This window comes from Streptomyces sp. NPDC008163, from assembly GCF_042956885.1.
In the GTDB taxonomy this organism is placed as follows: Bacteria; Actinomycetota; Actinomycetes; order Streptomycetales; family Streptomycetaceae; genus Streptomyces; species Streptomyces drozdowiczii_A.
In genome coordinates this window covers 1-22868 of record NZ_JBIBHG010000009.1, presented here as the reverse complement: position 1 = coordinate 22868, position 22868 = coordinate 1, and the positions used below count along the sequence as shown (strand labels likewise).

At 69.0% G+C, this 22868-nt stretch carries 20 protein-coding genes; 8 read left to right on the top strand and 12 right to left on the bottom strand.

Going from position 1 to position 22868, the window contains the following annotated elements:
- The first annotated feature begins 147 nt into the window (after positions 1-147).
- On the top strand, positions 148-954 hold the full coding sequence (locus ACFZAT_RS20440; protein ID WP_391266013.1) for a recombinase family protein: 807 nt from the start codon (positions 148-150) through the stop codon (positions 952-954).
- On the opposite strand, the gene ACFZAT_RS20435 is transcribed toward ACFZAT_RS20440, so the two are convergent.
- Positions 920-1339 carry a DUF3052 family protein gene (locus ACFZAT_RS20435; protein ID WP_391265642.1) on the bottom strand — a complete coding sequence of 140 codons (420 nt, stop codon included), beginning with the start codon at positions 1337-1339 and terminating at the stop codon, positions 920-922. The two genes, ACFZAT_RS20440 and ACFZAT_RS20435, sit on opposite strands and share 35 nt — an antisense overlap.
- Positions 1340-1550: 211 nt before the next feature.
- Here ACFZAT_RS20435 and ACFZAT_RS20430 point away from each other — a divergent pair, with 211 nt between their 5' ends.
- Positions 1551-1856 carry a hypothetical protein gene (locus ACFZAT_RS20430; RefSeq protein WP_391265641.1) on the top strand — a complete coding sequence of 102 codons (306 nt, stop codon included), beginning with the start codon at positions 1551-1553 and terminating at the stop codon, positions 1854-1856.
- Positions 1857-1920: 64 nt separating this feature from the next.
- Here ACFZAT_RS20430 and ACFZAT_RS20425 read toward each other — a convergent pair whose 3' ends face one another.
- Positions 1921-2064 (bottom strand): hypothetical protein, encoded by a 144-nt coding sequence (locus ACFZAT_RS20425; RefSeq protein ID WP_391265640.1) that lies wholly within the window; start codon positions 2062-2064, stop codon positions 1921-1923.
- 178 nt (positions 2065-2242) lie between these two features.
- On the opposite strand from ACFZAT_RS20425, the gene ACFZAT_RS20420 reads away from it, so the two are divergent.
- The 3 genes from ACFZAT_RS20420 (at position 2243) to ACFZAT_RS20410 (ending at position 4616) form a co-directional block, all read left to right on the top strand.
- Positions 2243-2668 (top strand): BrxA/BrxB family bacilliredoxin, encoded by a 426-nt coding sequence (locus tag ACFZAT_RS20420; RefSeq protein ID WP_391265639.1) that lies wholly within the window; start codon positions 2243-2245, stop codon positions 2666-2668.
- A gap of 921 nt (positions 2669-3589) precedes the next feature.
- Positions 3590-3850: an acyl carrier protein gene (gene acpP / locus ACFZAT_RS20415; protein WP_391265638.1), complete on the top strand. Its 261-nt coding sequence runs from the start codon at positions 3590-3592 to the stop codon at positions 3848-3850.
- Between the two features lie 487 nt (positions 3851-4337).
- Positions 4338-4616, top strand: a complete 279-nt coding sequence (locus ACFZAT_RS20410) for a hypothetical protein (RefSeq protein ID WP_391265637.1) — start codon at positions 4338-4340, stop codon at positions 4614-4616.
- Between the two features lie 175 nt (positions 4617-4791).
- On the opposite strand, the gene ACFZAT_RS20405 is transcribed toward ACFZAT_RS20410, so the two are convergent.
- The 6 genes from ACFZAT_RS20405 to ACFZAT_RS20380 form a co-directional block, all read right to left on the bottom strand.
- Positions 4792-5229, bottom strand: a complete 438-nt coding sequence (locus tag ACFZAT_RS20405) for a hypothetical protein (RefSeq protein ID WP_391265636.1) — start codon at positions 5227-5229, stop codon at positions 4792-4794.
- 316 nt (positions 5230-5545) lie between these two features.
- Entirely contained in the window at positions 5546-6313 is a 768-nt protein-coding gene (locus tag ACFZAT_RS20400) for a Helicase associated domain protein (RefSeq protein ID WP_391265635.1), read from the bottom strand.
- 293 nt (positions 6314-6606) lie between these two features.
- A complete protein-coding gene (locus tag ACFZAT_RS20395) occupies positions 6607-7455 on the bottom strand; it encodes a TniQ family protein (protein WP_391265634.1) in 849 nt (282 codons plus the stop codon).
- Between the two features lie 104 nt (positions 7456-7559).
- On the bottom strand, positions 7560-8546 hold the full coding sequence (locus tag ACFZAT_RS20390) for a TniB family NTP-binding protein (RefSeq protein ID WP_391265633.1): 987 nt from the start codon (positions 8544-8546) through the stop codon (positions 7560-7562).
- A 116-nt stretch (positions 8547-8662) separates the two neighbouring features.
- The gene (locus ACFZAT_RS20385; protein ID WP_391265632.1) at positions 8663-10825 is read right to left on the bottom strand and encodes a transposase; all 2163 of its coding nucleotides are present in this window, start codon (positions 10823-10825) and stop codon (positions 8663-8665) included.
- Positions 10797-11597 (bottom strand): TnsA-like heteromeric transposase endonuclease subunit, encoded by an 801-nt coding sequence (locus tag ACFZAT_RS20380; RefSeq protein ID WP_391265631.1) that lies wholly within the window; start codon positions 11595-11597, stop codon positions 10797-10799. Before ACFZAT_RS20380 ends, ACFZAT_RS20385 begins: the two co-directional genes overlap by 29 nt.
- A gap of 225 nt (positions 11598-11822) precedes the next feature.
- Between ACFZAT_RS20380 and ACFZAT_RS20375 the strand changes: the two genes are divergently transcribed.
- Genes ACFZAT_RS20375 through ACFZAT_RS20365 form a run of 3 tightly spaced genes read left to right on the top strand, consistent with a single transcriptional unit; the run spans position 11823 to position 15585 of the window.
- On the top strand, positions 11823-13223 hold the full coding sequence (locus ACFZAT_RS20375) for a 3'-5' exonuclease (RefSeq protein ID WP_391265630.1): 1401 nt from the start codon (positions 11823-11825) through the stop codon (positions 13221-13223).
- Complete coding sequence (locus tag ACFZAT_RS20370) at positions 13220-13903, top strand: DarT ssDNA thymidine ADP-ribosyltransferase family protein (RefSeq protein ID WP_391265629.1); 684 nt, start codon at positions 13220-13222, stop codon at positions 13901-13903. The genes ACFZAT_RS20375 and ACFZAT_RS20370 overlap by 4 nt, the downstream gene beginning before the upstream one ends.
- A 17-nt stretch (positions 13904-13920) precedes the next feature.
- Complete coding sequence (locus tag ACFZAT_RS20365; protein ID WP_391265628.1) at positions 13921-15585, top strand: ADP-ribosylglycohydrolase family protein; 1665 nt, start codon at positions 13921-13923, stop codon at positions 15583-15585.
- Between the two features lie 41 nt (positions 15586-15626).
- On the opposite strand, the gene ACFZAT_RS20360 is transcribed toward ACFZAT_RS20365, so the two are convergent.
- The 4 genes from ACFZAT_RS20360 to ACFZAT_RS20345 all read right to left on the bottom strand — a co-directional run bounded on the left by ACFZAT_RS20360 (position 15627) and on the right by ACFZAT_RS20345 (position 22362).
- Positions 15627-18839 (bottom strand): Helicase associated domain protein, encoded by a 3213-nt coding sequence (locus ACFZAT_RS20360; protein WP_391265627.1) that lies wholly within the window; start codon positions 18837-18839, stop codon positions 15627-15629.
- Positions 18840-19014: 175 nt separating this feature from the next.
- Positions 19015-21687: a Helicase associated domain protein gene (locus ACFZAT_RS20355; protein WP_391265626.1), complete on the bottom strand. Its 2673-nt coding sequence runs from the start codon at positions 21685-21687 to the stop codon at positions 19015-19017.
- Between the two features lie 49 nt (positions 21688-21736).
- The gene (locus ACFZAT_RS20350) at positions 21737-22048 is read right to left on the bottom strand and encodes a hypothetical protein (protein ID WP_391265625.1); all 312 of its coding nucleotides are present in this window, start codon (positions 22046-22048) and stop codon (positions 21737-21739) included.
- The gene (locus ACFZAT_RS20345; protein ID WP_391265624.1) at positions 22045-22362 is read right to left on the bottom strand and encodes a hypothetical protein; all 318 of its coding nucleotides are present in this window, start codon (positions 22360-22362) and stop codon (positions 22045-22047) included. Before ACFZAT_RS20345 ends, ACFZAT_RS20350 begins: the two co-directional genes overlap by 4 nt.
- Between the last annotated feature and the right edge of the window lie 506 nt (positions 22363-22868).

The following is a 22868-nucleotide window of genomic DNA, read 5'->3' as shown; positions in this document are numbered from 1 at the left end:
CCCGTACAACTGTCGAGACCGATGGACGGTGACGGTCATCCCGGAGATCCCCAGCCCACACAGACAGGACCGTGATCGTTCTTAGCGCCAACTGCTGCACCGATGCTCCCGAGGCCAGGACCATGATCACCGTCTTAGCGTTAACCGCTGCACCGACGTTCCCCGAGGCCGGTCTACAAGCAGGTTTCGACCGACCAGCGGTCCACCGCCCGCCAGGACCTCGTCCTGGCCGAGGCCGGGATCGAGGACCCGGTCTTCTTCGAGGAGGACCCGGGCACGTCCAGCCGCCTCCACCCGCTCCAGCGCCCGAGGCTCGGCGAACTGCTCACTTACGCGCGGCCGGGCGACACCGTGCACATCTCCGAGATGTTCCGCCTCGTGCACGGCAACCAGCACATCCTCGACGTGCTCGACGTCCTCCACTGTGACCGACTCGCCCTGCGCATCCACGACGGCGCGTTCTCCGCGATGGATCTCACCGCCCGCCACCCGCGCACCGGCGAGCTGCCGGCCACCGTGAAGTTCGTGGTGCAGGCCCTCGTCGCCGGCGGCGAACTCCAGCGCGAGCTCGCCTATGACGGCCTGCGCGCCGTCGAGGCCAAGGACAGCAAAGGCGGGCGCCACCCCGCTGTGGCGGCCGCGAAGACCGCCGACGTACGCACCGCGTGCGTGGAAGGGTGCTCCATCGCCGCCCTCGCCCGCGACCACCGGGTCGGCCGCGGCGCCATCCGCACGGCCGTCGCCGACCTCCTGCCCGACCACACCGCCGCCGAGGAGGACACTCCGGCCCCCGAGCTGCCAGTGGGCGTCGACACGCCCGGCAAGGTCGCCGACTACACGACGACGGCGGCCTGCCGCCCGGTACCGAGACGCGCCCAGGCCCCGGTGAAGCGAGGTAAGCAACGGTCCGGGGCGGGAGCTATCGCTGCCTGGCTGTCTTCACCGGGGTGCTGAGGCGGCTGCCGTTCCAGTCCTTGCCCGCGTTGACGGACCTGGTCTGGGAGAGCCCGGCAGTGTTGAGCGCTTCGCCGATTTCACTGGGTTCGACGTAACCATCACGCCCGCTCTTCAGGGTGAGCAGCAGGATTGAGCCGCCTTCCTCCAGGTGGGCGAGGGCATCGACCAAAGAATCGGTGAGATCACCGTCGTGGTCGCGGAACCACAAGATCACGGCATCGGCGACGTCGTCGTATTCCTCGTCGACCAGCTCCGTGCCAGTCGCCTGCTCGATCGCCTCGCGCAGTTCCTGGTCGACATCTTCGTCGTAGCCGATCTCCTGGACGGTCATGTCGGTCTGGAACCCGAGCCTGACAGCCAGGTTGGTCTCCACTGTCGTCATGTGACAGATCTCCTCTACTTCGCCGTACCGATCACAATGCGTGTTCAAGAGAAAGCGTAAAGTAGCCAGTGGGTGTCGGTGTGCGAGTCGGCTAGTTCGCGAACAGATAGCTTCAGGAGGTCCCCGTGACCGCCCGTCCCGAGATCGCCGCGCTGATCGCGGCGGGACCGCCGTGGGCCTGCCCCCGGCCTCAGCCGTTCACTTCGTCGCGATGGCGGAGACCGAGTGGGAGAACATCCGCGAGTCCACCCTCGAAGTGCTCGACACCGCGGCGCCAAAGGGCGAGCACGGCGGCCGGCTCCCGGTCATCACCGACGACATGCTCCGCCGCCGTCCGGGCGGCGAGTCGGTCGAGCAGATCCAGCCCGACCTGATCATCCTCACCGGTAAGCGCAGGGGACAGACCCCCTCGGTGGCCAGCATCTACCGGGCGCTCTACCGCACCCCGCAGGGACCGGCCGGGCGCCCGGTCCCGACCAGATCCGCCAAGCCCTCCACGAAGCCGCCGGCACCGTGACCTGACCGCATACGCATGGCTTCGCCGTAGCACCGTGAGCGAAGACCGAAGCGCCCCTCACCTTCTACTTCACCAGGCCCTGGTCGGTGACGGCAGTCAGGGACTTCTTCGTCTGCACCACCGGTGCCCCGCGCAACGGCGGACCCGACGGCGCCGAGTCCGCCAGGCCCGAGTACCGCGCGGAGACATGCTCGACCGCGGCCCGCATCTCCGCTGCCGGTGTTCCCCCACGCCTGGGCGTGCAGCTCCGGGATCTCACGCTTGTCGTAGATACCGATGAGCTTCGTCGCATTCTGGCCAGCCGAACCCTGGCCGCTCAGTTATCACCACGCCAGCCTGATGGATACTATGGGTCACTAATTGATTGCTCTACGTGAGGAAATGGGATGCCGTACTCACCTCTGCTGGTCAAGCCGATGAAGGAAGAGCTGATCGCGATCGGTTTCAAGGAACTGCTGACCGCCGAGGAGGTGGACACCGCGATGAAGGACGCCGACAAGGGCTTGACGCTGGTGGCCGTCAACGCCGTGACCGGTGCTGCGGCCGACATTGCCCGCCCGGCGGTCCGTATGGCCTTGACGAACAGCTCAAAGCGTCCTGACCGGTTGGTGACCGTCTTCGCCGGGCAGGACCTGGAGGCCACCACGCGGATGCGCGGATACTTCGAGGACATCCCGCCGTCCGAGCCGTCGTTCGCGTTGTTCAAGGACGGTGAACTCGTTTACTTCCTCCCGAAGTACCGTATCGAGGGACGCGGCGTCGATGCGGTGGCCGCCAACCTTCAGGCAGCATTCGACGAGCACGGCCAGTAGCTTCTCATTGTCAGCCAGCGGTGGGTGCTGCTTTCATCGGCCAGCCTGAAGTGGCACCTTTCCGCGCGAGGCGCCTGGTCATGAGGGTGATGAAGGGTGGGCGCATCGACTTCGGGGCCGCCCAGGCCTGAGCGGCGTCCGGCATCATCCGCGCCCGAGCCCTGGCAGCCCAGCACCCGCCTTGTACCAGACCCAGGGCAACGAGGGGATCGTCGCGAAGGGGCAGCGCCCCGTACCAGGCCGGGCGCGGCTGGATCAAGATCCGCCACGCCGACACCGAAGACGCCCTGGTCGTCGGATACCTCGGGCCCCGGCGCCGGCCCCACCGGCTCGCGCTCGCCGTCGGCGACGAAGGCGCCCCGATCCGTCTGTCGGCCCGCCTGGACCCGGTGCTTGCCGGGCACATCGCCGACGCCCTCACCACTGCCACGATCACGGGGGAGCGCCAGGCAGAGGGGAGTCGTACACCCGCGACGTCACCGTCGAGGTCCTGGCGGGCTCCGGCCGGCACGGCACCCTCACCCGCATGCGAGAGACGAGGTTCGGCCCTTGCCCGAAGTTGTTGCAGACCGGACGCTGTGGCGTGCGGGGTTGTGACTGGTTCAGTCGCAGGTGTCGAGCATTTGCGCGAGGGAGGTGACCTCCACCTCGTTGGCGGTGAGGTTGTAGAGGGACTTCACGCTGATTCAGGCCCGGCTGGACGTGCACAGTACGACTCCAGGGAGGGTTTCCACCGCGCGGGGTCCTTGTCGCCCTTCTGTCGGTTACTTCCGGCCCAAATCCGGAAATTCGGACGGCGAGGCCCTATCCTCCTTGTGGATCATGCTGCTGGCGTACAAGTCATGCGCTGGGCGACTGACCGAGCTTCAGCAGCTGCCGCTCGGCCAGTCGCCACCCCAACCACCTGGGAGGTACCGAACCATGACTGACACCGCGGACACCCGGACTGTTGAAGAACGCGTCAGGAAGATCGTCATCGATCAGCTAGGCGTCGAAGCGGGACAAGTCACCAACGTAACAAGATTCGTCGACGACCTGGGCGCGGACGATCTGGACATGGCGGAACTGCTCATGTCTCTTGAGGAGGCGTTCGACATCGAGGTCCCGGACGGAGAGAAGCGGCGGATCATCACCGTCCAGCAGGCAATCGACTACGCAATGGGCGAATCGCAGTCGGAGTAGCTTTCCCCGGCTGCTTGTCGTCACGCGACGGATGTGGAGTGACGTCGAGGCGTCACCCGGGCTGGCCCTCTCTGAGCGGTGTGGTGACGCGTGTACGTCACACCTCGGTCTCCGCGTGTGAGGCGCGCATCCTGGCAAAGTCGTCGAAGGTCCTCGCTCAGGAGCTGTACCTGGTCGCCGCGTACGACACGGACCTGGACGTCGCGCGCTGTGGGCGGCCGTGGAAGGGGCCGTGCCGCGCACGGCGGTGGTCGGCGCCGGCGCGCCCTGGGTGGGACGAGTTTCGATCGCCTGGGTGATCAGCATGCGTTGTTCCGCGGACACCGTGGCACGCCACATCCTTCCTGAGCCCGGTGCCTGTTTCTCCTTGCCGAGCACCCGCAACTGCCCGGCCGTGCTCACCGGTTGATGCTCCCGGCGCACCCACCACGGATCATCCGCAAACCCGGGCGCGGGCGGCTTGCCGTTGGTGCGGCGCCGGCGGACGATGCCGCCCATCCAGGCGATCAGCGGACCGCCGTGGTCCGTCGCGGCCAGCGGCTCGAGCCACGCCCGTCCGACCCGCTCCCCGAGCCGGCGGCAGAACACCCCGTCGGCGGGCAGCAGTCGGGGCCGCTCCGCACCGCTGTCCATCCACACCAGCTCGGCCATGGCCGGGTCCAGCAGCGCCTCGGCGACGGCCACCACCTCCGGGAAGACGACCGCGTCCCGCCCCACGATCCGCCACCATTCGAATTCCGGCCCGGCGTCCCCGCCCGCGACCTGATGCAGCCGCCGCGGCCAGACCGTCTCCCGCTCCCACCCCAGAGCCTGGTCCCACCACCGGCTCACCACCGCACCTGCCAGCGCGAACACCTGCTCCGGCCCGGTCCCCGCCCGCACCGCCCGCCGCGCCACTGCCGCCCACCGCCGCTGCGCCCCGGCTATCTCCGGCAGGTGCGTTACGTCCAGATACTCGTGGGGCTGGTCGGCGTCCGCGTCCAGGAGCCACCTGCCGTGCCGGATGCACACCCGGGACCAGAGGGGCATGTACCGACCCTTACGTCCGCACCCGTGCGTCGCGCCGTGCACAGACGGCAGCCGTACGCCACCGGCCCGGCGACCGCCCCACCGATCCGCCATACCGCTGCCGGAGCCTCGTCCTGTTCGGCGGGCAGTCTGGCATCCTCCAGCTCCCAGGACGGCAGCGCCCGCGCCAGCACGTGTTCGTCGACGCCGCACAGCTGGGCCAGCAGCTGCCTGCCCCCGGCGTTGAGCAGTACTTCGGCATCGGCCCGAGGAGCCCCGCTCTCGTGTCTGGGCTGCTGGCTGCGCCACTTCCAGCCGGGCCGCAGCGACGATGTCTCCAGCCCGTAGGAGGCGGCGACACGGCCGATCAAGGATGCCGTGGTCTCCTGCGGCAGGGGAGCGATGCGATGAATTCCGGCAGGGGAGGGATGACCTTCTGGGATGCCGGGAACATGGATCATGTCGAGCCTCGGGCTTTTCTGTTGGCAGATGCGTTGGGTGCGGGCTGCTGCAGCGGGCAGCGCCCGCCCTCCCCGTGGCCGGTCGAGAACGCGGGATCGGCTGGTGAGCCCCGCAGCCACCAAGATCGTTTTCGCGCAATTGTGCAAATGGGCCGCGTCCCGGTGCCCTGGCACTGGAGGACCTTCCGCGTGGAAGTGCGCTGGTGCCACAGAGCATGTCGGTCTTCTACCGTGCCCAGGCCATGCCGAGGTTGGCGAGTGCGGCGAGCTGGTCGACGGTGAGCTTGTCGCGTCGTGCGCGGGTGTTGGAGAGCCATACGCCCAGTCGCACCGGCACCGTTTCGCCGTCGACCACGACGTCCACGACCGCTCCGCGTGGGACGGGCCGGTCGGTGCCTTCGCGCTCCACCCACTGGGTGAGGGCTGCCAGGCCGCGCTGGAACGCGGCCTTGGCCTTGCTCCCGGGTTTCTTCGGGCCGTTGAGCGCGGCGGCTAGCCCGGGACGGAGTTCCGCCGGGGTCGCGGCCGCTACGGGGAGGGCCGTGCCCCGCACGCCCAGCGCCTCCAGTCGTTCGCGTTGTTCGGGCGTTAGCTGCGCCCAGGTGCCGGGTTCCTGCTGTCGGCACCGCCAGGTGCCGATGTCGTCGCCCTCGAACGTGACGCCGGGCGCGATGTAGGGCAGGACACCGTCGGCGTCGACGAGGTCGGCGAGGACGCGGTAGTGGCGTTGCCAGTTCAGCGGCCAGGGGCAGTTCCAGTCCGGGTCGACGGCCGCCAGCTGCTCCGCGCGTTCCGCCGCGCGCTTTGGGTTTTTCCCGAGGCCGTCCTTGCGGCGGAGGTTGGCCATGTACTGCCCGATGGGCACGGGGCCAGTGCCGGTCGGGTCGTCCCAGAGGGCGTCCTGCCGCGGTGCGAGATGCCCGGTGGCCCTCCGGTAGGACCGCAGGGCGGCGAGCTTGCTCTCCCAGGCTTCCTCGCCCGGCTCCCAGACCATCCCTGCCTCCGGCGCGTCCAGGAGCTCCTCGCGGTTGTGACGGAGCAGTGATCTTTAGGGTGGTGGACTGCTTTGGTCTGGTGTTTCGTCTTTGGGGGTGGGACTCGGGACGGCTGAAGCGGTTGCGTTCGGGCGCGGTGGGTGTGGCTGGGGGCGTGTTCGGTTTGGTTGTTCGGGGGCTTGGCCTGCGGTCCGGTAGTTGTGTGGGATTGATCTTGGCTTTCTCGTAGGTGTGGTGGCACGTCTATAGGAGGCTGCGTTCTCTGGGGGTTTGGGGTTCCGGATGGTGCTGGTCAGTGGCGTGTGTGGGTGAGGAAGACGCGGAGTGGGTCGTTCGCGTTGCTTGCCAGGCGGGGCAGTCCGAGGCGGTGGGCGATGAGGGTAAGGGCCTTGACGGTGTCGCGGTGTGGCTGATTCGGGAGGGCGGCGAGTGTGCGGGCGAGGGCAACGGTTTCCGGATAGGTCACCAGGTCGCGGGTCACCAGGGCGGGGGAGGCGCTGTGCGTGGTGGTGAGGTGGGGGTTGGCGGCGCAGAGCCGGGTCAGGCGGGTGTGCCAGCGGTGGGTGAGGTGGTGCTGGTGGTCGTACCAGCGGGTGGTGATGGCGCGCGCTGTGGTCCAGGCGGTGGCGGCGCGGGGGTGTCGTAGGAGGCGCTGGTGGGCGTGGTGCGCGGCGGCGGTCTCGGGCGTCGCCCGAGTGTGGAGGGGGAAGGCGAGCCGGGGGTCGGGGGTGGCTTGGTGGTGGCGTGGGCACACCAGCCGTTGTGGCGCAGTGTGGGCCCAGGCGGTGTCGGTTGTGTCGTGGCTGCGGTGGCGGGTGCACAGGGTGCAGGCGAGGACGGGCTGCTGTTCGGCCTCGAGCCGCTTCCAGTGCGCGGCGGCCTCGGTGCCGTGGGCGTCGCTCGGCAGGGCAAGGTGGGGCAGGGCGTGCTTCAGGTGGGGGAGTGGGAATCGGGCGAGGGCGGCCAGGCGCCGGGCCGCGTTGTGATTGAGGTGGAGTTCGGCTGCTGGCAGGGTGCCGTGGCCGGTCAGGGTGATACCGACGCCGTCGAGGAGCTGGGACAGCGTCAGCCGGTAGGTGCCGGCGAGACGTTGGACGTATGAGGCGGTCGCCTCAAAGGGCAGTGGCCGTACGCCGATCACGCCCGGCGCGGTTGACGGGATCCGATGCCATGCCCCTGCGGTGACGAGGCTGCGCTGTGCGGCGCCGGTCCCTGCCGCGACAGGGGCCGCGACGTCTGTCGGGCTCACGGGGTGCTGGTGCCGCGGCTTCGGGTCCGGGCGCGCGGTTGGTAGTGCTGTTCGGCGAGGTGGTCGAGGCGGATGGCGTCGAGGGTGGTCTTGGTGATGCGTTCGGTGCCGTCGATGAGGGCGGTGATGGCGGCCTGGCGGATGAGGCGGGCGAGGCTGCCGATGCGGCCGGCGGTGCGCTCATGAAGGTAGGGAGCCAGCTGGGGGAGGGTTCCAGTGCGGTGGCGGCGCAGGTCGAGCGCGCCTTCCATCGCGGTGATGAGGTCGCGAAAGGGCTCTTCGTCGCCGAGACGGGCGGGGAAGGCGGCGCAGTCGATGAGGGAGGCGCGTCCGGCGAGCTGCGCGCCGCGTACCCCGGTGAACAGGGGTGTGGTGGTGACGTCGATGCCGGCGTAGACGAAGGTCGCGCCGATGCGTTCGGTGAGGTCTTTGATCAGGTCGGCGCTCTGGGCGCCGGTGGTGGTGCGGGGGTTGAGCCGGTGGATCTCGTCGATCATTACCAGCTGTACCCGGGCGGCGGTGTAGGTGTGGCAGACGGAGTTGGTGATCTGGGCCTGGGACATGCCGGGGGTGACGGGGATGCCGAGGTAGCGGGCGAACTCGATAGCGAGGGTCTTGGCGCTGGCGGCGGGCGGGACCAGGACGTAGGCGACCGGGGACTGTCCGGCTGTTGCTGTGGGGCCGTGGCGGCGGGTGTGGGCGAGGTGGCAGGCGCGTCCGACCTGGAGCAGGGCGGTGGTTTTCCCGGCGCCGGCGGGACCGGTGACGATCAGGGACGGCCGTGCGGTGACCGTCTGGTGGCGTCCGAGGATCATCAGGGTGCGTACGTTCTTGGCGAGGGCGTCGATGGCCGGGGTGCGCACGGTGACGAACCGCGAGTGGTAGGCCAGGCGTTCGGCGAGGCTGCGAGGCGGCGCGCCGGGTGTGGGAGGAGCGGCCACGGGTGTGGTGGCGAAGGCCTGGAAGCCGTCCCAGGTGGTCACCGCCTGCGGCTGCGGATCAGGGGCGTCGCCGTCGGCGCTTGCCGTGAAACCGGGAGACCGGTCCGCCGTCGATGGGGATCTGCGGGCCGATGCATCGCTCGTGCCCGGTGAGGCGTTCACCACTGCTCCGCTTCCGCTTCGGCGTCCCACAGCCCGTACCCGCCTGCCTCGGCCGGCAGCACGCCCATGCTCTTCGGCTCGCTCGTGCCGGTCTCGGCCGCCGTGTCGACGCTGATGAGGTCGTCCAGGCTGTCGCTCCAGTCCGGTGCCGGGGCCGGTGCGGTCTCTGTGTCGAGGGGGCGCCGCTGGCCTGGAAGATCGGGCAACGGTGCTGCCGTACCGGAGCGGGAGGCTCTTCTACGGCGGGTTTTCTGCTCGGTCTCGGCGGGGTGGCGGGTGCGGCGCAGGAGCTGGTCGAGGGCGCCGGCGAGCTCGGCCTCGTGCTGCTCGCGGTCTCCGCGTTGTTCGACCTCGGTCTGGATGTGGCGCCAGATGGCGTCGTTGAAGGGCTGGTGGACGTGGTCGCGGTGGATCCAGGGGATTTCGTGGAGTTGGCCGTCGGTGAGGCGGACGAAGATCTGGCGGCCGTCGTGGGGGTTGTGGTGCACCTCCCACTTGCCGTCCTTGCCGGCGAGGGGGGAGCGCTGGCCGCGGTGGGGGTCGAGGATGTCGTGGTTGTAGGTGCGGTAGTCGAGGCGGATGCCGCGTTCGGTGATGGGCTGCCACCGCACCGGCAGCAGTTCGAGGTAGTCGGCTCCGCTCAGCGGCACGGGCACATACCCGCTGATGGTGATGAGCGCGGCCCACATCTGGTTCGGGGTGAGGGCGGTTTTGGGCAGGACGGGGTGGCGCAGTCCGTCGTGGGGCCGGTTCTGCCAGCCGCAGGTGATCCATTCGTCGAGGAAGTCCTGCAACTGCGGGATCGTCCACCGAGTCTCGGCTGCCGTCGCTGAGCCGCGACGCTGGGGGTTGGAGCCGGTGTGGCCGGCGACGTGCTGGCAGAACAGGTCGTTGATCGCACCAAAGGTGCGCTCCACCACGGCCTTGGCCTGCGGCCGCCCCGGTGGAGCGGGCTGGACGCTGACCCCGAGTGTCTCGCAGGCGGCGATGAAGCCCTGCGAGAGGTAGATCTTGCCGCGGTCGACGACGATCGTCTCGGGCACGACCACCGGTCGCGCGGCCGCGCCTTCCAGGCGCTCGTCCAGCGACAGCATCCGCTCATAGGGCACTTCGGCCCGAGACAGATGCAGCGCTGAAGGCCAGGTGGGGCGGGCAGGATGCGGAACAGCCATCTCGGCCAGGAGCAGGGCGGCGTCGACGGCTTTGGTGCTGTGCGGGCGCAGGACGGCGGCCAGGATGGAGCGGGTGGCGACGTCGACGGCGATCGTCAGCTCCGGCCGGCCCAGGCTGCCATCCTCGAGGACGGCCATGATGTCCAGGCGGGTGGTGTCGATCTGCACCTGCTCCCCGGGCCGCAGCATCACCGGCGCCGACGAGGCGCGGGCGGGTGCGGTGGTGGTACGCGCCGGGCGTCCGGGACGATCGGCCGGGTCGGCCAGCACGCTGACCAGCCGGTAGAACGTCGACCGCGAGGGCATCTCCACCACCCCGCGCCCGTGCGTGTCCTCCAGGATCTGCCCGACCAACACCTGCAGTCCTTTTACCGTCCCCTTCGACCGGCCCCGCTGGCGCCGCAGTGCTTCCAGCACCGCGGCCACGACCCGTTCGTCGGCATATCCCGTCGGATGACGCCCCCGGGCTGGCACCGCGCGCTTGTCGACAAGCCCCCACAGGCCCTGCTTGCGGTAGACGTGCCGCATCCTCTGCACTGTCGTGCGGGTCACCCGGGCGAAGCCGAGCGCCGCCAGTTCCTTCGCCTTGGCCGCCTCCCGCTGCGCCAGCGTCCACCGCTCCGGGTCGTACTCCGGCCGCATTGCCTGCCCCTCGCGGCTGCCCTCAGGGTGCGGCCATCCGGTCTCGACCTCCCGGATGTGGGGCAGCCACGCCAGCGCCCGCTGCTGGGCCGCCACCGGAACGGTCTCGAACAGTCCCCATTGCGGCACTGCGTCCGGCTTACATGCGCCCACTACTTCGAATCCCGGGTCGGCGAACAACCGCCCCAGCAGCAGTGTCGTTTCGGTGCCGTCCTCCTGCAGCAGGTAGATCCGCTGGCCCTGCAAGGCGGCGACCTGCCAGGTCTGTCCCCGGTAGGCGACGTGCGCGCCGACCTCCACCACCGGCCGCTGGCTTTTACCCTTTGTGTCGCCCACTGCGCTCATCCCTTCCGCGGCCGCCCCCCCCGGCGTCCAGTCGTACTTCGATGCCCCCACCACCACGTTCTGCGCCAGCGCAGACCAGCGTCTCCTCGTGCAGCGGCTCATCAAGAGGCGTCGTCAGATGCCCGCACCACAGCGCGTGATAGACAGCCGGCAGTACGCGCAGAGGATCACCCACCGCGGCTGCGCCGTCGGCCAGCGGCCGGGGCCCGGCGAACGCCTCAGCCAGCGCGGCCTGTAGCCCGGGCGGGCCCTGATTGCGGGGGTGGCGGTAGCCGGCCAGCCATCGCAGGTTCGCCTCCACCACCGGGGGAGGCGGCTCGAGGCGCCGGTATGACCAGCCCACGCGGGCACACGCCGCCTCCAGGACCATCCGCGCCCGCTGCGCCCCGTCTCCGCCGACGGTCGGGCTGGAGGGGCAGTCGGCGAGGAGGCCGGTGCCGTCGGCGTACCGGGCGAACAGCTGCGGCACCCACGAGCGCACCCGCCCGTTGGGGCCCCGCCACAGCAGCCGTACCGGACGGGCGGCCAGGCCGGTCACGTCCGGATTCCGGTCCAGCACCATCAGCTGGGTGCGCATGGCCGCCGAACCATGTACGACGTGCCGTCCGGTGGTCGCCGACCACCACCAGCCCGGCCCCCACCTGCGGCCCGGCACTACGGGAAACGTGGATACCGGCGCCAGGTCCTCGAAGCGCGCCGACGTCGTCGCCTGATCCCACGACAGCTGCGTCACCTGTCCGGCGGCTGTGGCGAACACCGCCTCGACGCTCACCCCGCCTCGCTCGTTGACAGCTCGCTGCTCCACGTCGGACAGCCAAGTACCTGCCGCCTCCGGGGGAGGGACAGCTCCGCAGCCATCACTCGAATGGGTGACCGATGTGTCACTTCCTGCAAGTCTGCGACAGACTGCTTGTCCGATCTTCAACCCGCCTGGTGTCAGCTACTTCTAACATGGCATCAGGTTCGGGGGAGCGAGTCTTGGGGAGGGACCGCGCGGATGAAGGTTCTCAGGCCGACGCAGCCGACGAGCGAGCAGCTCACGGTGATCACCAATCACAAGCCGGGGGTGTTCGTCGTACGGGGCGCTGCTGGCAGCGGCAAGACCACCACTGCCCTCTACCGGCTGAAGTTCACCGTCCGGTACTGGCAGCGGCGCCGCCGTGACGGCTTCATCGACGGCCCTGTCCGCGTCCTGGTCCTCACCTACAACAAGACTTTGCGCGGCTACATCGAGGAACTGACCAAGGAACAGATCAAGGGCAACGACGTCGAGCTGACGATCTCCACCTTCGCCAAGTGGGCCACCGACCGCGTGCCCTACGAGCGGATCCTCCGCGAGCACGAGCACAACGGAAAGCTGGACGCCCTGGCCGCGGCCCTGCCCCTGTCCGAGGACTTTGTACGCTCTGAAGTGGACTACGTCCTGGGCCGATTCATGCCGGACCGCCTTGTCGAGTACATCGAGTGCGAGCGGCAGGGCCGTGGCCGCTCCCCGCGCATGCCGGCTTCACTGCGCCGTCGGCTGCTGGACGAGGTGATCGTTCCTTTCCAGGAGTGGAAGAAGGAGCAGCAGGCCTGGGATTGGTCCGACCTGGCCAACGCCATGGCGGCCAAGCGCGCCGACGATCCGTACCACGTCGTCGTTGTGGACGAGGCCCAGGACTTCTCCGCCAACCAGGTCAGGGCGGTCCTCAACCACGTCACCGACGAGCACACCCTCACCTTCGTCCTCGACGCGGCCCAGCGCATCTACCCCCAGCGCTTCACCTGGGCTGAAGTCGGCTTGAGCGTGGGGCCGCACAACAGCAAGCTGCTGTCGAAAAACTTCCGCAACACCCGGCAGATCGCTGCCTTCGCCGCCCCCCTGCTGCGCGACGTAGAGACCACGGACGACGCCGCGATCCCGGACCTCTCCTCGTGTGGGGGGGACGGCGACAAGCCCTTGCTGGTCCAGGGGACCTTCACCCAGCAGATGGACCATGTCGTGCAGTTCCTCAATGACCTTGGCCCGGAAAACGACGAGTCCGTCGCCATCCTCCATGCCAAGGGCGGTGGCTGGTTCAGCGAGGTCAAGGCACGCCTGAATGCTGCCGGGCTGGCCTGGGTCCCGCTCACGCGTACCGGGGAATGGCCCACCGGCCCGGTGAACGTGGCGCTGTCGACCATGCACTCCGCAAAGGGCCTGGAGTTCGACCACGTGATCATCGTCGGTCTCAACACCGAGGTCATGCCGCACGCCACCGAGCCCGGCGACAGCGAACGAGACGCCCACCTGCGCCTGCTGGCCATGTCCGCTGGACGGGCCCGCAAGACGTTGACCATCACTTACAAGCCCTCCGAGGCCAGCGACCTCATCGCCTGCATGGACCCGGACACCTATGACGTGAAGGCCGTATGACCACCACAGAGCCGAGCCCGCCCACATCAGACGGCGACATACACGCCGAGGGAATCAGCACGCTTATCCAGGAACGGAAGATCACCGAAGTGGTGCACTTCACCACCAACCGTGGTCTGCTCGGCATCCTCGTGCAGCAGCTGTGCAAGGCTCGGGCGCTTCTTGCCAAAGATGAGTACCTCGAGAGCATCTACCACGAGAACACCAAGTGGCGACGTGAGGACCCCAAGTACTGGTCGTACGTGAACCTCAGCATCAGTGAGCCCAACCACCGCTTCCTTCGCATCAGCAGCGAAGATTGGTGGGCGGACGAAGACCTGTTCTGGGCTGTCCTCAGCTTCGATCCAGTGATCATGACGCACTCCGGCGTCCTGTTCGCCCCAGGCAACATGGGATACGACGGAATCACCCCCGTCGAAGGGCTGCCTGGGGCCGAAGCCCTCTTCGCCGACCGCGTCCCCAAAGGCTTCAACAAGACGTTGCCGCGGTGGAACCGAGCGCCCCACCTCCCGACCAATCCCCAGGCCGAGGTGCTCTACCCGCAGGCCGTCTCCACACGACACCTGCAGCACATCTACGTCCTCACTCACGAGGACGCAGCGAAGGCTGAGGCCATTGTCAGTGTCAGCGGACATGATGAGGTCGACATCATCGTCGACCCGGTCATGTTCGGCAGGTAAGGACTACGGTGAGCGCCATGCAATGGGAGGCAGTACGCGCCTCGGCCCAGTGGGCTGCGTACGGAGACGCACTCGGCTTCATCACCGAACTGACCGACACCGCCGGCGTACGTCGCCGCATCGGACGGGACGAAGTCACCACCACCGTGCCCTGGAAGAGGCGCATCGGAGGCCGCTACGGACGCGACATGCCTCTGCCTGCAGGCGCATACTCCGATGACACCCAGCTGCGCCTGGCAACTTCACGTGCCATTCGCGGAGACGGGGAATTCGACGCCGAGGCCTTCGCGAAGATCGAAGTCGTCGCATGGCAGGCCTACGCCCTCGGAGCTGGCCGCGGGACCAAAGCGGCAGCCACCGGCTTGATGCGGGTCGAGGCCAAGTGGTCACAGAACATCTTCGCCACCAAAGCTGCCCGTTACGTCGACATCGGCGGCAACGGGGCCGCTATGCGCATCCAGCCCCACGTCTGGTCCGCGCGGGACCTCACCAGCTGGGACCACATCACCCGAGACGTCGTCCGCAACGCCGTCAGCACCCACGGTCACCCCCGGGGCATCCTCGGCGCCGTTCTGCACGCCGTCCTGCTGGCCCAGGCCCTCGACACCAACGAACTCCCCGGCCCCAAGCAGTGGCGCCCCGCAATTGACTGGCTCGAGCAAGTGCCAGACCTCATCGCGAAGGACGACGAACTCGCGTACCTCTGGCTGCCCACATGGACTGAGGCCGCAGGCATCGACTTCCGCTCAGCCGCGATCACCGTCGCCAACGAATGCCGCACAGCACTCGAAACCTTCGAACCCACATCCCCCCTGACCGCCGAAACCTATGCTGCGCTGGTGGAGCAGTGGGGGGGATTCGACGACGCGACTCGCGGATCAGGCACAGTCACAACCCTGCTTGCCGCGGTTCTCGCACACGCCTACACCGACTCACCAGAAGCCGGCCTGCTCCTCGCCGCTAACACTCTCGGCTCGGACACCGACACCATCGCCACCATGGCTGGCGCGCTCCTAGGCGCCGTCACGGCAGGCCCTCCACCTGGCACCGTGCAAGATGCCAAGGTCATCGACTCCGAGGCACGCCGCATGTGGGACATTTCCCAAGGGCGTGAAGCCGCCACCTTCGCCTACCCAGATCTGCTCCGCTGGAGCCCTCCCAAGGCCACCCTCGACCTGGTAGGCCACACGCCAATGGGGCCGGCACTGGCCGGACTAGGGCCCCTGATGCCTATGGACACGCCGACAGCGAGTAACCAGGCCACATACGTGTGGGGCACCTTGTCGTTCGGCCAGAGCATCCTGGTCCGCGCCAGGCCTGATCTCAGGCCGCTGGATGAGAACCTGCTCCCGGGAGATGTGAGACAACCGCGGAGCCGGCCTGCTGGGGATGCTCCGAGAGAACAGCAACTCCTCTTCGAAGCCCCATTGCAGGCTGCTGCTCCAGCCGAGCAAAGGCCTGTCCCTGCCGGAACAGCGCCCGGGGCCGTGAACGAGCGTGCCCATCGGCACGCACCGCCACCTGTTGAGGAGGTCGTCCAAGAGCTGGCAAGAAACGGGTTCACTCCCGAACAGGTAGGCCGTGCATTGCTGCAGCAGATCCGAGGCGGCCGCTACAGCGTAGAGCGGGCTGCTGCGTTCGCCGGGCTCCTTGCCCGCGCCTACCACCAGGGCGATCAGTAGCGTCCGGACCAGCGAGCCGCCCAGCACACCTGTCGAAACGTCTATACCGCTCCGAGTGGAATAGGGGCGGGGTGCAGGCCGATGCCTGTCAGGAGTCCTTGTTGGTGGGGGTGGAGCTGTTCCCAGAGCGTGGCCTGTCTGCGGGCCCAGTGGTGAAGTTCAGGTGGGATGGGTCGCTCGGCGGCACGGGTGGTGCGGTACTGGTGGTACTTGCGCTGCCAGGTGAAGGACCAGGGTGGGTTCCACCACGGGTCCAGGACGGTGAGTTCTTGCAGAGTGGATGCGGACAGCTGGCCTGAGCGGGCTTTGCGGCGCTGCTGCACGAGCCAGCGTCCCAGGGGAAAACCGTCCTGATGGGTATGGACGGATACCGCCAGGTGCCCGTGCAGGGTGGCGTAGGCGCGGGCGTGGGGCAGGCCCTCGCCTGGCGGATAGTGGCGTGCCGCTGTGCGGGCCGGTGGGGGCACGGCGGTGGGCCCGGTCGTGCCGAGGTGGGCAAGGAGCTGCTGCTGGGCGGGGTTAAGGCTGTCCCATAGCTGTGCCTGTGTCCTGATCCAGCGGCGCTCGCTGCTGGTCAGGGTGCCGCCATCGGTGGCGGCGCGGGCCCGATGGTAGGCGCGTTGCCAGGCAAGGGGCCAGGACGGGTTCCAGTGAGGGTCGAGGGCGTTGAGCGCGGCGAGGCGGGCGGGCTCGATGCGCCCGTCGGCGGCGCGTTGGCGTTGGCGTAAGAGCCAACTTCCCAGGGGGTGGCCGTTGTGGCGGGTGCGGTCGGTCACGGCCAGGTTCCCGTGCTCGGCGGCGTAGCTGCGGGCATGGGCCAGCCCGATCTCCCCCGGGGTGGCAGTGGTGAGGGACGCGGTGACGGTGCGGGCGGTGGCGGCGGTGATCCCGATGTCGGCGAGGAGGTTCTGCTGTTCTGGGTGCAGGACGTCGTGCCGGGCGCACTGCCGGCGCAGCCACACCGTCAGCGGATCTTCATCCTCGTCCCGGTCGCCGGGCGGGGCGTGCTGGCCGGGCAGGAGCAGCCTGTCCTCCTGCCATAGCGTGCGGGCCTGCTGGTAGTTGCGCTGCCACGGGAAGTGCCAGGGCGGGTTCCACCAGGGGTCCAGTTCCGTCAGGTGCCGCCCGGGCGGCCAGGCGGTGCGCGTCGCCCGCAGGTGGCGGCGTTCCTTGCTGCGCTGTGCTACCAGCCAGCGGCCCAGCGGATACTCCTCATGCACATAGTCGAAGGGAAGTGCCAGGTGCCCACGTGCCGCGGCGAAGGACCGGGCGCTGCCCAAGCCGGCTGAGCCACCCAGCCGTGCTGCGGCCTGGCTGGCGGCCTTGGCCTCCTCTGCCGTCATGGGGACTTTGCCAGCTTCCTCAGCTGTGATGCCGATACCGGCCAGCAGGCACTGCTGATCACGCTGCAGACTCCCGTACACGGCGCACTGGTGCGACAGCCACAGTGCGAGCTCCGCTTCCAGACCCGGAAAGCCACGCTGCGCATCCAGTGCGTGTCCGTCCTGCACCAGCCGACGGACCTGCGCGAAGGATCTCTGCCATGACAGCGGCCAGGGCGGGTTCCACCACGGGTCAACGGCAGCAAGCGCGCGGGAGCGCTCGGTGGGCTTTGCGGCCCTGTGCGCCTTACTGCGCTGGGCCACCAGCCAGACCCCTAGCGGATACCCCTCGTGCACCGCCCCCTTGCCGGAGACCGCCAGGTGGCCGTGCTCGGCGACATAGGCCCGGGCGTGCGCCAGCCCTGTATCGAAACGTGCCCGCATGCTGGCCCGCCGCGGCCGGGCGGTACGGGCTGCTTCGGCCGTGACGCCGATGTCCGCCAGCAGCCGTTGCTGCTCAGAGTGAAGGGCGTCGTAGTGGGTGCACTGCAGGTACAGCCACTCACCGTTCAGCACGGCGGTCCCGGCAAACCCTGCGGCCGCATCCGGCGGACCGTCCACGGCGGCGTGATCGCGCGCCCGATAGTACGAGCGCTGCCACTGCACCGACCAAGGGACGTTCCACCACGGGTCCAAGGCCATCAGCGCCTGGACCCGATCCGGCGAAAGCGCCCAGGCCCTGGTCTGCACATTGTGCAGCCATTCCCCAAGCCGGAAGGACCCCGCCATGGTGTCCTTCTGGACAGCAAGGTTCCCGTGTTCGCGCACGTACTGGCCCGCATGCGCCAGGCCGGTCGTGAAGGACTCATCCGACTGGCGGTTAAGTCCCCGCCGTCTTTTGCCCTCCGTCTTCTGCCCGTCGGCCCTGACGGACATCCGCGCGGCCAGCTCGTCAACCAGCGGGCGCAAACGGTGCGCCGGGGCGACCGCCCACATCGCTCGCTCTCCCTGCCCGGTGCGACGCGGCGGCCGCACGCACTGATACACCCATGCGAACAAAGGTCCCGACGTCTCATCCGCCAGCTGTTCCCTGTACCAGGGGCGCCCCACGCAGCGCGCAACCGCCGAAAGTAGCACCGGCAGGTCGGCCAGCCGGTACGGAGCATGCCCCCGGGCGTCGGCGATCAGGCGCTGCCGGAACCCGTCATCGGCCAGCAGCGTGGCGAGCGCAACCGTCTCCGGGTACGTCACCAACTCCCGCGCCAGGACTCGCCACACCCCCGGATCCATCCGTCCACTGCTCAGGCTCCGCAGCCGAGAAGGCCACACGTGTTCCCGCGGCCGCGTCTGCCACCACCACGAGGCAGTCACTGCTGCAGCCACCTCGAACGCCTCCGCAGCCACCGAGGAACGCCGCAGAAACCTCGCATGACGACGCTGAGCCTGCACCCACTGCTTGCCCCCCGCCGGCAACCTCACCACCCGGCCGGCCGTGTCCGGCACCTGCATCAGCCACCGACGGTGCAGCGCGCACACCCGCTGCTGCGGCTTTATGTACAAGCGCGCGCCCTCGCCGCGCCCGGCTGATCGCGCCGCGCACTCAGGACATGCCGGCCCCCAGGGCACAACCTTCTCCGCGGTGTGATGAAACTGCGCTGCTGGGCCGGCAGTGAACCGCTTTCGAGGCTCCTCCTGCGCCCAGGCAGGAAGTGCCTGTCGCAAATGAACCTCCGGGACTCGGCACAGCTGGGACACCCGATCCCGAGCCTGCCGGTTCAGATACACCTCGCTGTCCACCCGCGTCTGACCCGTGACATTCGACAGCCCGCCCACCTCAGCGATTGCCGCCAGCAGATCCCTGAGCCCTACGCCATAGCGCGCAGCCACCCGGCTCAAGAACGACTGCGTCATCTCACCTTGCAGCGGTGCCACGCGCCACACCCCACCTGCCAGGGGCATCGATCCTGCCCCTAACGGCGCCAGCTTCCGATTCCTGCCGTCCATGCCTTGCCTGGGTCCGTTGATCTTCAACTCCCATAACCGCCAGTCGGCCTCACTCGTTATGGGTCACCAGCCACGGCTTGGCAGAGGGGTAACCTCGGGGCTCCTACGCCCATTCCACGCCCAGTTCCCGCAGCGCGTCCAGCTGCTCCTGAGTAAGCCTGTCCCGCCTGGATTTGGCGTTCGATACCCAGACACCGAGCCGGACGGATACGGGTTCCGTCTCGCCGTTGATCGTGACCTGTTCGCTGTGTCCCCTCGGTACGGGCCGGTGGGCGCCTTCCCGCTCGACCCACTGGGCGAGGGCTGTGAGTCCGCGCTGGAATGCCTGCTGTGCCTTGTTCGGGCCCTTCGCCCCGCGACTGGCCGCCGGAGCCGGAGGTGGTACCTCGAGCGGCTGCACGCCCAACTTGGACAGCCGCTCCTGCTGCTCGGTCGACAGCTGCGCCCAGGTGCTCGCTTGCCGCTGCCGCGCGAGCCACTTGCCTAGATCATCGTCCTCGAAGAGCACGCCTGGCTCAATATCGGGGAGCCGGCCGTGGGGTTCGTCGGCGGCGAGGTCGGCGAGCACCTTGTAGTGGCGCTGCCAGTTGAGTGGCCAGGGGCAGTTCCAGTCCTCGTCGACTGCGGTCAGCTGCTTCGCGCGTGCGGCGGCCCGTTCCGCGTCCTTTCCGAGTCCGCCCTTGCGGCGCAGGTTGGCCATGTACTGGCCGACGGGCACCATCGCCTCGCCTTCGCCCCAGACCGCGTCCTGGCGGGGTGCGAGGTGCCCGGTGGCCCGCCGGTAGGAGCGGAGCGCGGCGAGCTTGCTCTCCCACGCCTCTTCGCCCGGCTCCCAGACCATCCCGGCCTCGGGTGCGTCCAGGAGAGTCTTGCGCCGTTCTTCCAGCTCTCCGGCCCGTAGGGATTTTCGCTGTTGATGGACCCATCGGCCAAGCGGGAACGATTTCGTGACCCCTACCTCGGTCTCGACGTCGTAGGGAACGGCGTGGGGGCCGGTGATCTCGTTCTCCGCCCGCCACCGGATGAGGGCTTGGTAGCCCTCCAGCCAGACCAGGGACTCCGGCCGGTAGACCCGGGTGCGCAGGAAGGCGGCGATGGTCGCGGCGTCGCGCGGGCTGGAGAAGTGGAGCAGCGCGGACTCGGCAGCGGTGTCGGTGTCGTCCTGTTCCTGGTACTCGCCGTTGCTCCCGCCGTCGGCCCCGACGATTCGCCCGTCCTCGTCGCGCTGGACGCGGACCTTGCGCTTGCCGCTGGTGAGGGCACGGGAGGCGAGCTGCTCGACCAGACGTTCGTCATGCGAACGCAGGCCCTGGAGCACGGCCACGAGCGGCTTGAAGCTGGCGGAGGCGACCATGTCGGTGGGGTCCTCGTTCGGCTCGAGGAAGACCGGCACGATGATCCTGGCGACCTTGGTGCTGCCGTCGCGGTTGAGTCGGAGGGCCCGGCCGATGTTCTGCACGATTTCGACTTGTGAGCCGCGGGTGTCGGCGAAGCAGATCGAGTCGACTCCCCGCTCGCCGGTGATGTCGACGCCCTCTCCGAGAACGCGAACGCTGGCGAGGAACGCCCGGTGCACCCGGCGTCCGGCGGCGTCGATGCCGTTGGCGAACTGGCGCAGGACCTCGCGCCGTTCGGTGACGAGGTGGTCGCCGCACAGCCATGCCGACCAGACCCGGTCCGGGGGTACGTGGCGGTCGGCCTCCAGCTCGTAGAACTCCGCGTCGATCGAGGACGCGGGGAGCTTGTCGGCGGCGGCCAGGCCCTCATCGGAGGCGTCGTTGGCGTACAGCTCGGCTGCGGTCTCCGGCAGCTTGTCCGCGAACGCCTTCGCTTCCTCGACCTTCTGGTGGAAGGTCATGACGGTGCGGAGGTTGTGTGCGGCGGCGTGCTCCAGGAGCGCGGCCTGTAGGAGCGCGAGGCGCCGGCCGCGCCGGGCCTCCTCCGTCTCTCCGAGGACGGGGGAGGGGTCGCGGATCTCCAGGACGTCGATCTCGAACCCTGCGAGGATCTCCCGCTCGATCGCCTCCGACAGCCCGAGCTCCGCGAGCCACGCGCCGTACGTCCCGTCCGGGTCGTCGGCCATGGTCGCGATCTCCGCCTCCTGGCCGTCCGCGCCCCGCTGGGGCCGGGGTGCGGCGAGGATGCGCGGGGTGGCGGTGAGGTAGAGCCGGAAGTCCGCCGGGATCCGCTGGTTGTCGTGGACCGCCGCCCACGGACGGCCCAGATCCCCCGCGGTTGAGTGGGCCTCGTCCACGATCGCGAGCGAAAAACCGTCCATGCGCTGCCCGTAGAGACGCTCCCCGCCTGCCAGGGCAGCCTCCAGCGGGCCACGGACCTTCCGCTGGCCCTCGGGTGCGTCGATGTCCTCGCGGTCGACGAGGGAGGCGTACGTGGCGAACACGACGATGGGTCCGTGCCCGGCCCACAGGGCGAGCTGGACCGGGTTCGTGGTCGTCCGCACCTCGAGCGCGCCCAGGACCGGGTCGTTCTCCAGCGAGCACACCGCGATCATCGGCGCCCGGTGGCCGACCGCCCGCCACGCCTGGGCGGTCTGCGCGAGCAGGTCCAGGGTCGGCACCATGACCAGGATCCGGCCGTCCGCGAACGACTCCAGCGCGCACGCGGCGGCCGTGATCGTCTTGCCCGAGCCGGTCGCGGACACGATCGTGCCCCGGGCCCCCTGCGGGGGAACAGATGATCTTGCAGGAAATCCGACCCACTTACGAAAGGCCGCACGCTGGTCTACCTGGTGTTCCCTGAGCTGAATCGCTGACATCTCACGCCTTCCCCGAGCGCTGAATCTGTGCTGAATCCGTGTGGTCTTTTCAGAGGGCCGTGTGCGGAATGGCTGCCGCGCCCGAGTCGTTCCAGATCGATCCGTCCGCCTTGTGCCAGCCGCCGGGCTCACCGCCCTTGGCCGACGGCTGGTTAGCCGGGTCGTAGTGCCCGGCATCGAGCGCGCACACGACGACGTCCCCGTCCGCGTTCCGCGTCCGGGCTGTGCACAGACCGCCGGCCTCGCCCAGCGCCTCCAGGACCTGGCGCCGCGCCGTGGTATGCGGGGAAGTGGCCGGCAGCACTGCTTCCCGAACGTACCTCTCCAGCCGCACCAGCTCGGCCCGCTCACGCTGCCTCACGTCCGCGATGTGTACGGCCAGTTCAGCGGCCCCGCCGACCGGCCACCACGCCGGGACCACTCCCGGTCCGCAATGCCCACCAGGGCCTCGCTCACGGCCGCCACGCCCGCGCTCCAGCCGTCCGAGTACAGCGAGCCCTGAGAGGCCGGCGCCAAGCCGTCCAGCTCCACCACCTGGCACTGCGCTCCGGCGACCGCACCGGCCTCCAGCGCGGCCACCAGGTCGTCCGCCTCGCCCGCGGGCATGCCCTGCGCCTCCAGGAGCGCGAACACGCGCAGCCGGGCGTTCACGGCCGCCGTCTGGTACTGGCTCACCCTGCGGATGGAATCGCGGCTCAGCGCGGGATCGGACGCGGTAGATTCGTGGTGAACGGTCATCCGTGGTCGTGCCTCTCGGAATCCTGGGAAGATTATCGGGCGGCTCAGGGTGTCCCATACTTCCGCCAACAGTACATGCTGCATCAACTTGATGCACGGGGCACACCGGAACCCGACCCGAACGAGCGACCGCCACCCCTCCCCGTAGCCAGCCGCCCGCGTAGCGGGCTTCTTGGTCCGGGAGCGAAGCGGACGGGTCGGGGTGGAGCGAAGCGGAACCCCTGACACACCGCCACGAAATGGCAGCCCCTCAGGGCATCGCGAAGCGAGGCCCGTTCACTGCGTTCACGCAGCGAAGCGGAGGGAATGCCCGCGCTTCGCGCGGGCCGGGGAGCGAAGCGAGCCGGCACCACAGCCCTTGGAGCGAAGCGGAAAGGGCGCGCCAAGCGAAGCGCGGCGCTTCGCTTGCTCATCGCGCAGCGATGAGGTACCCGCTCCGCGGG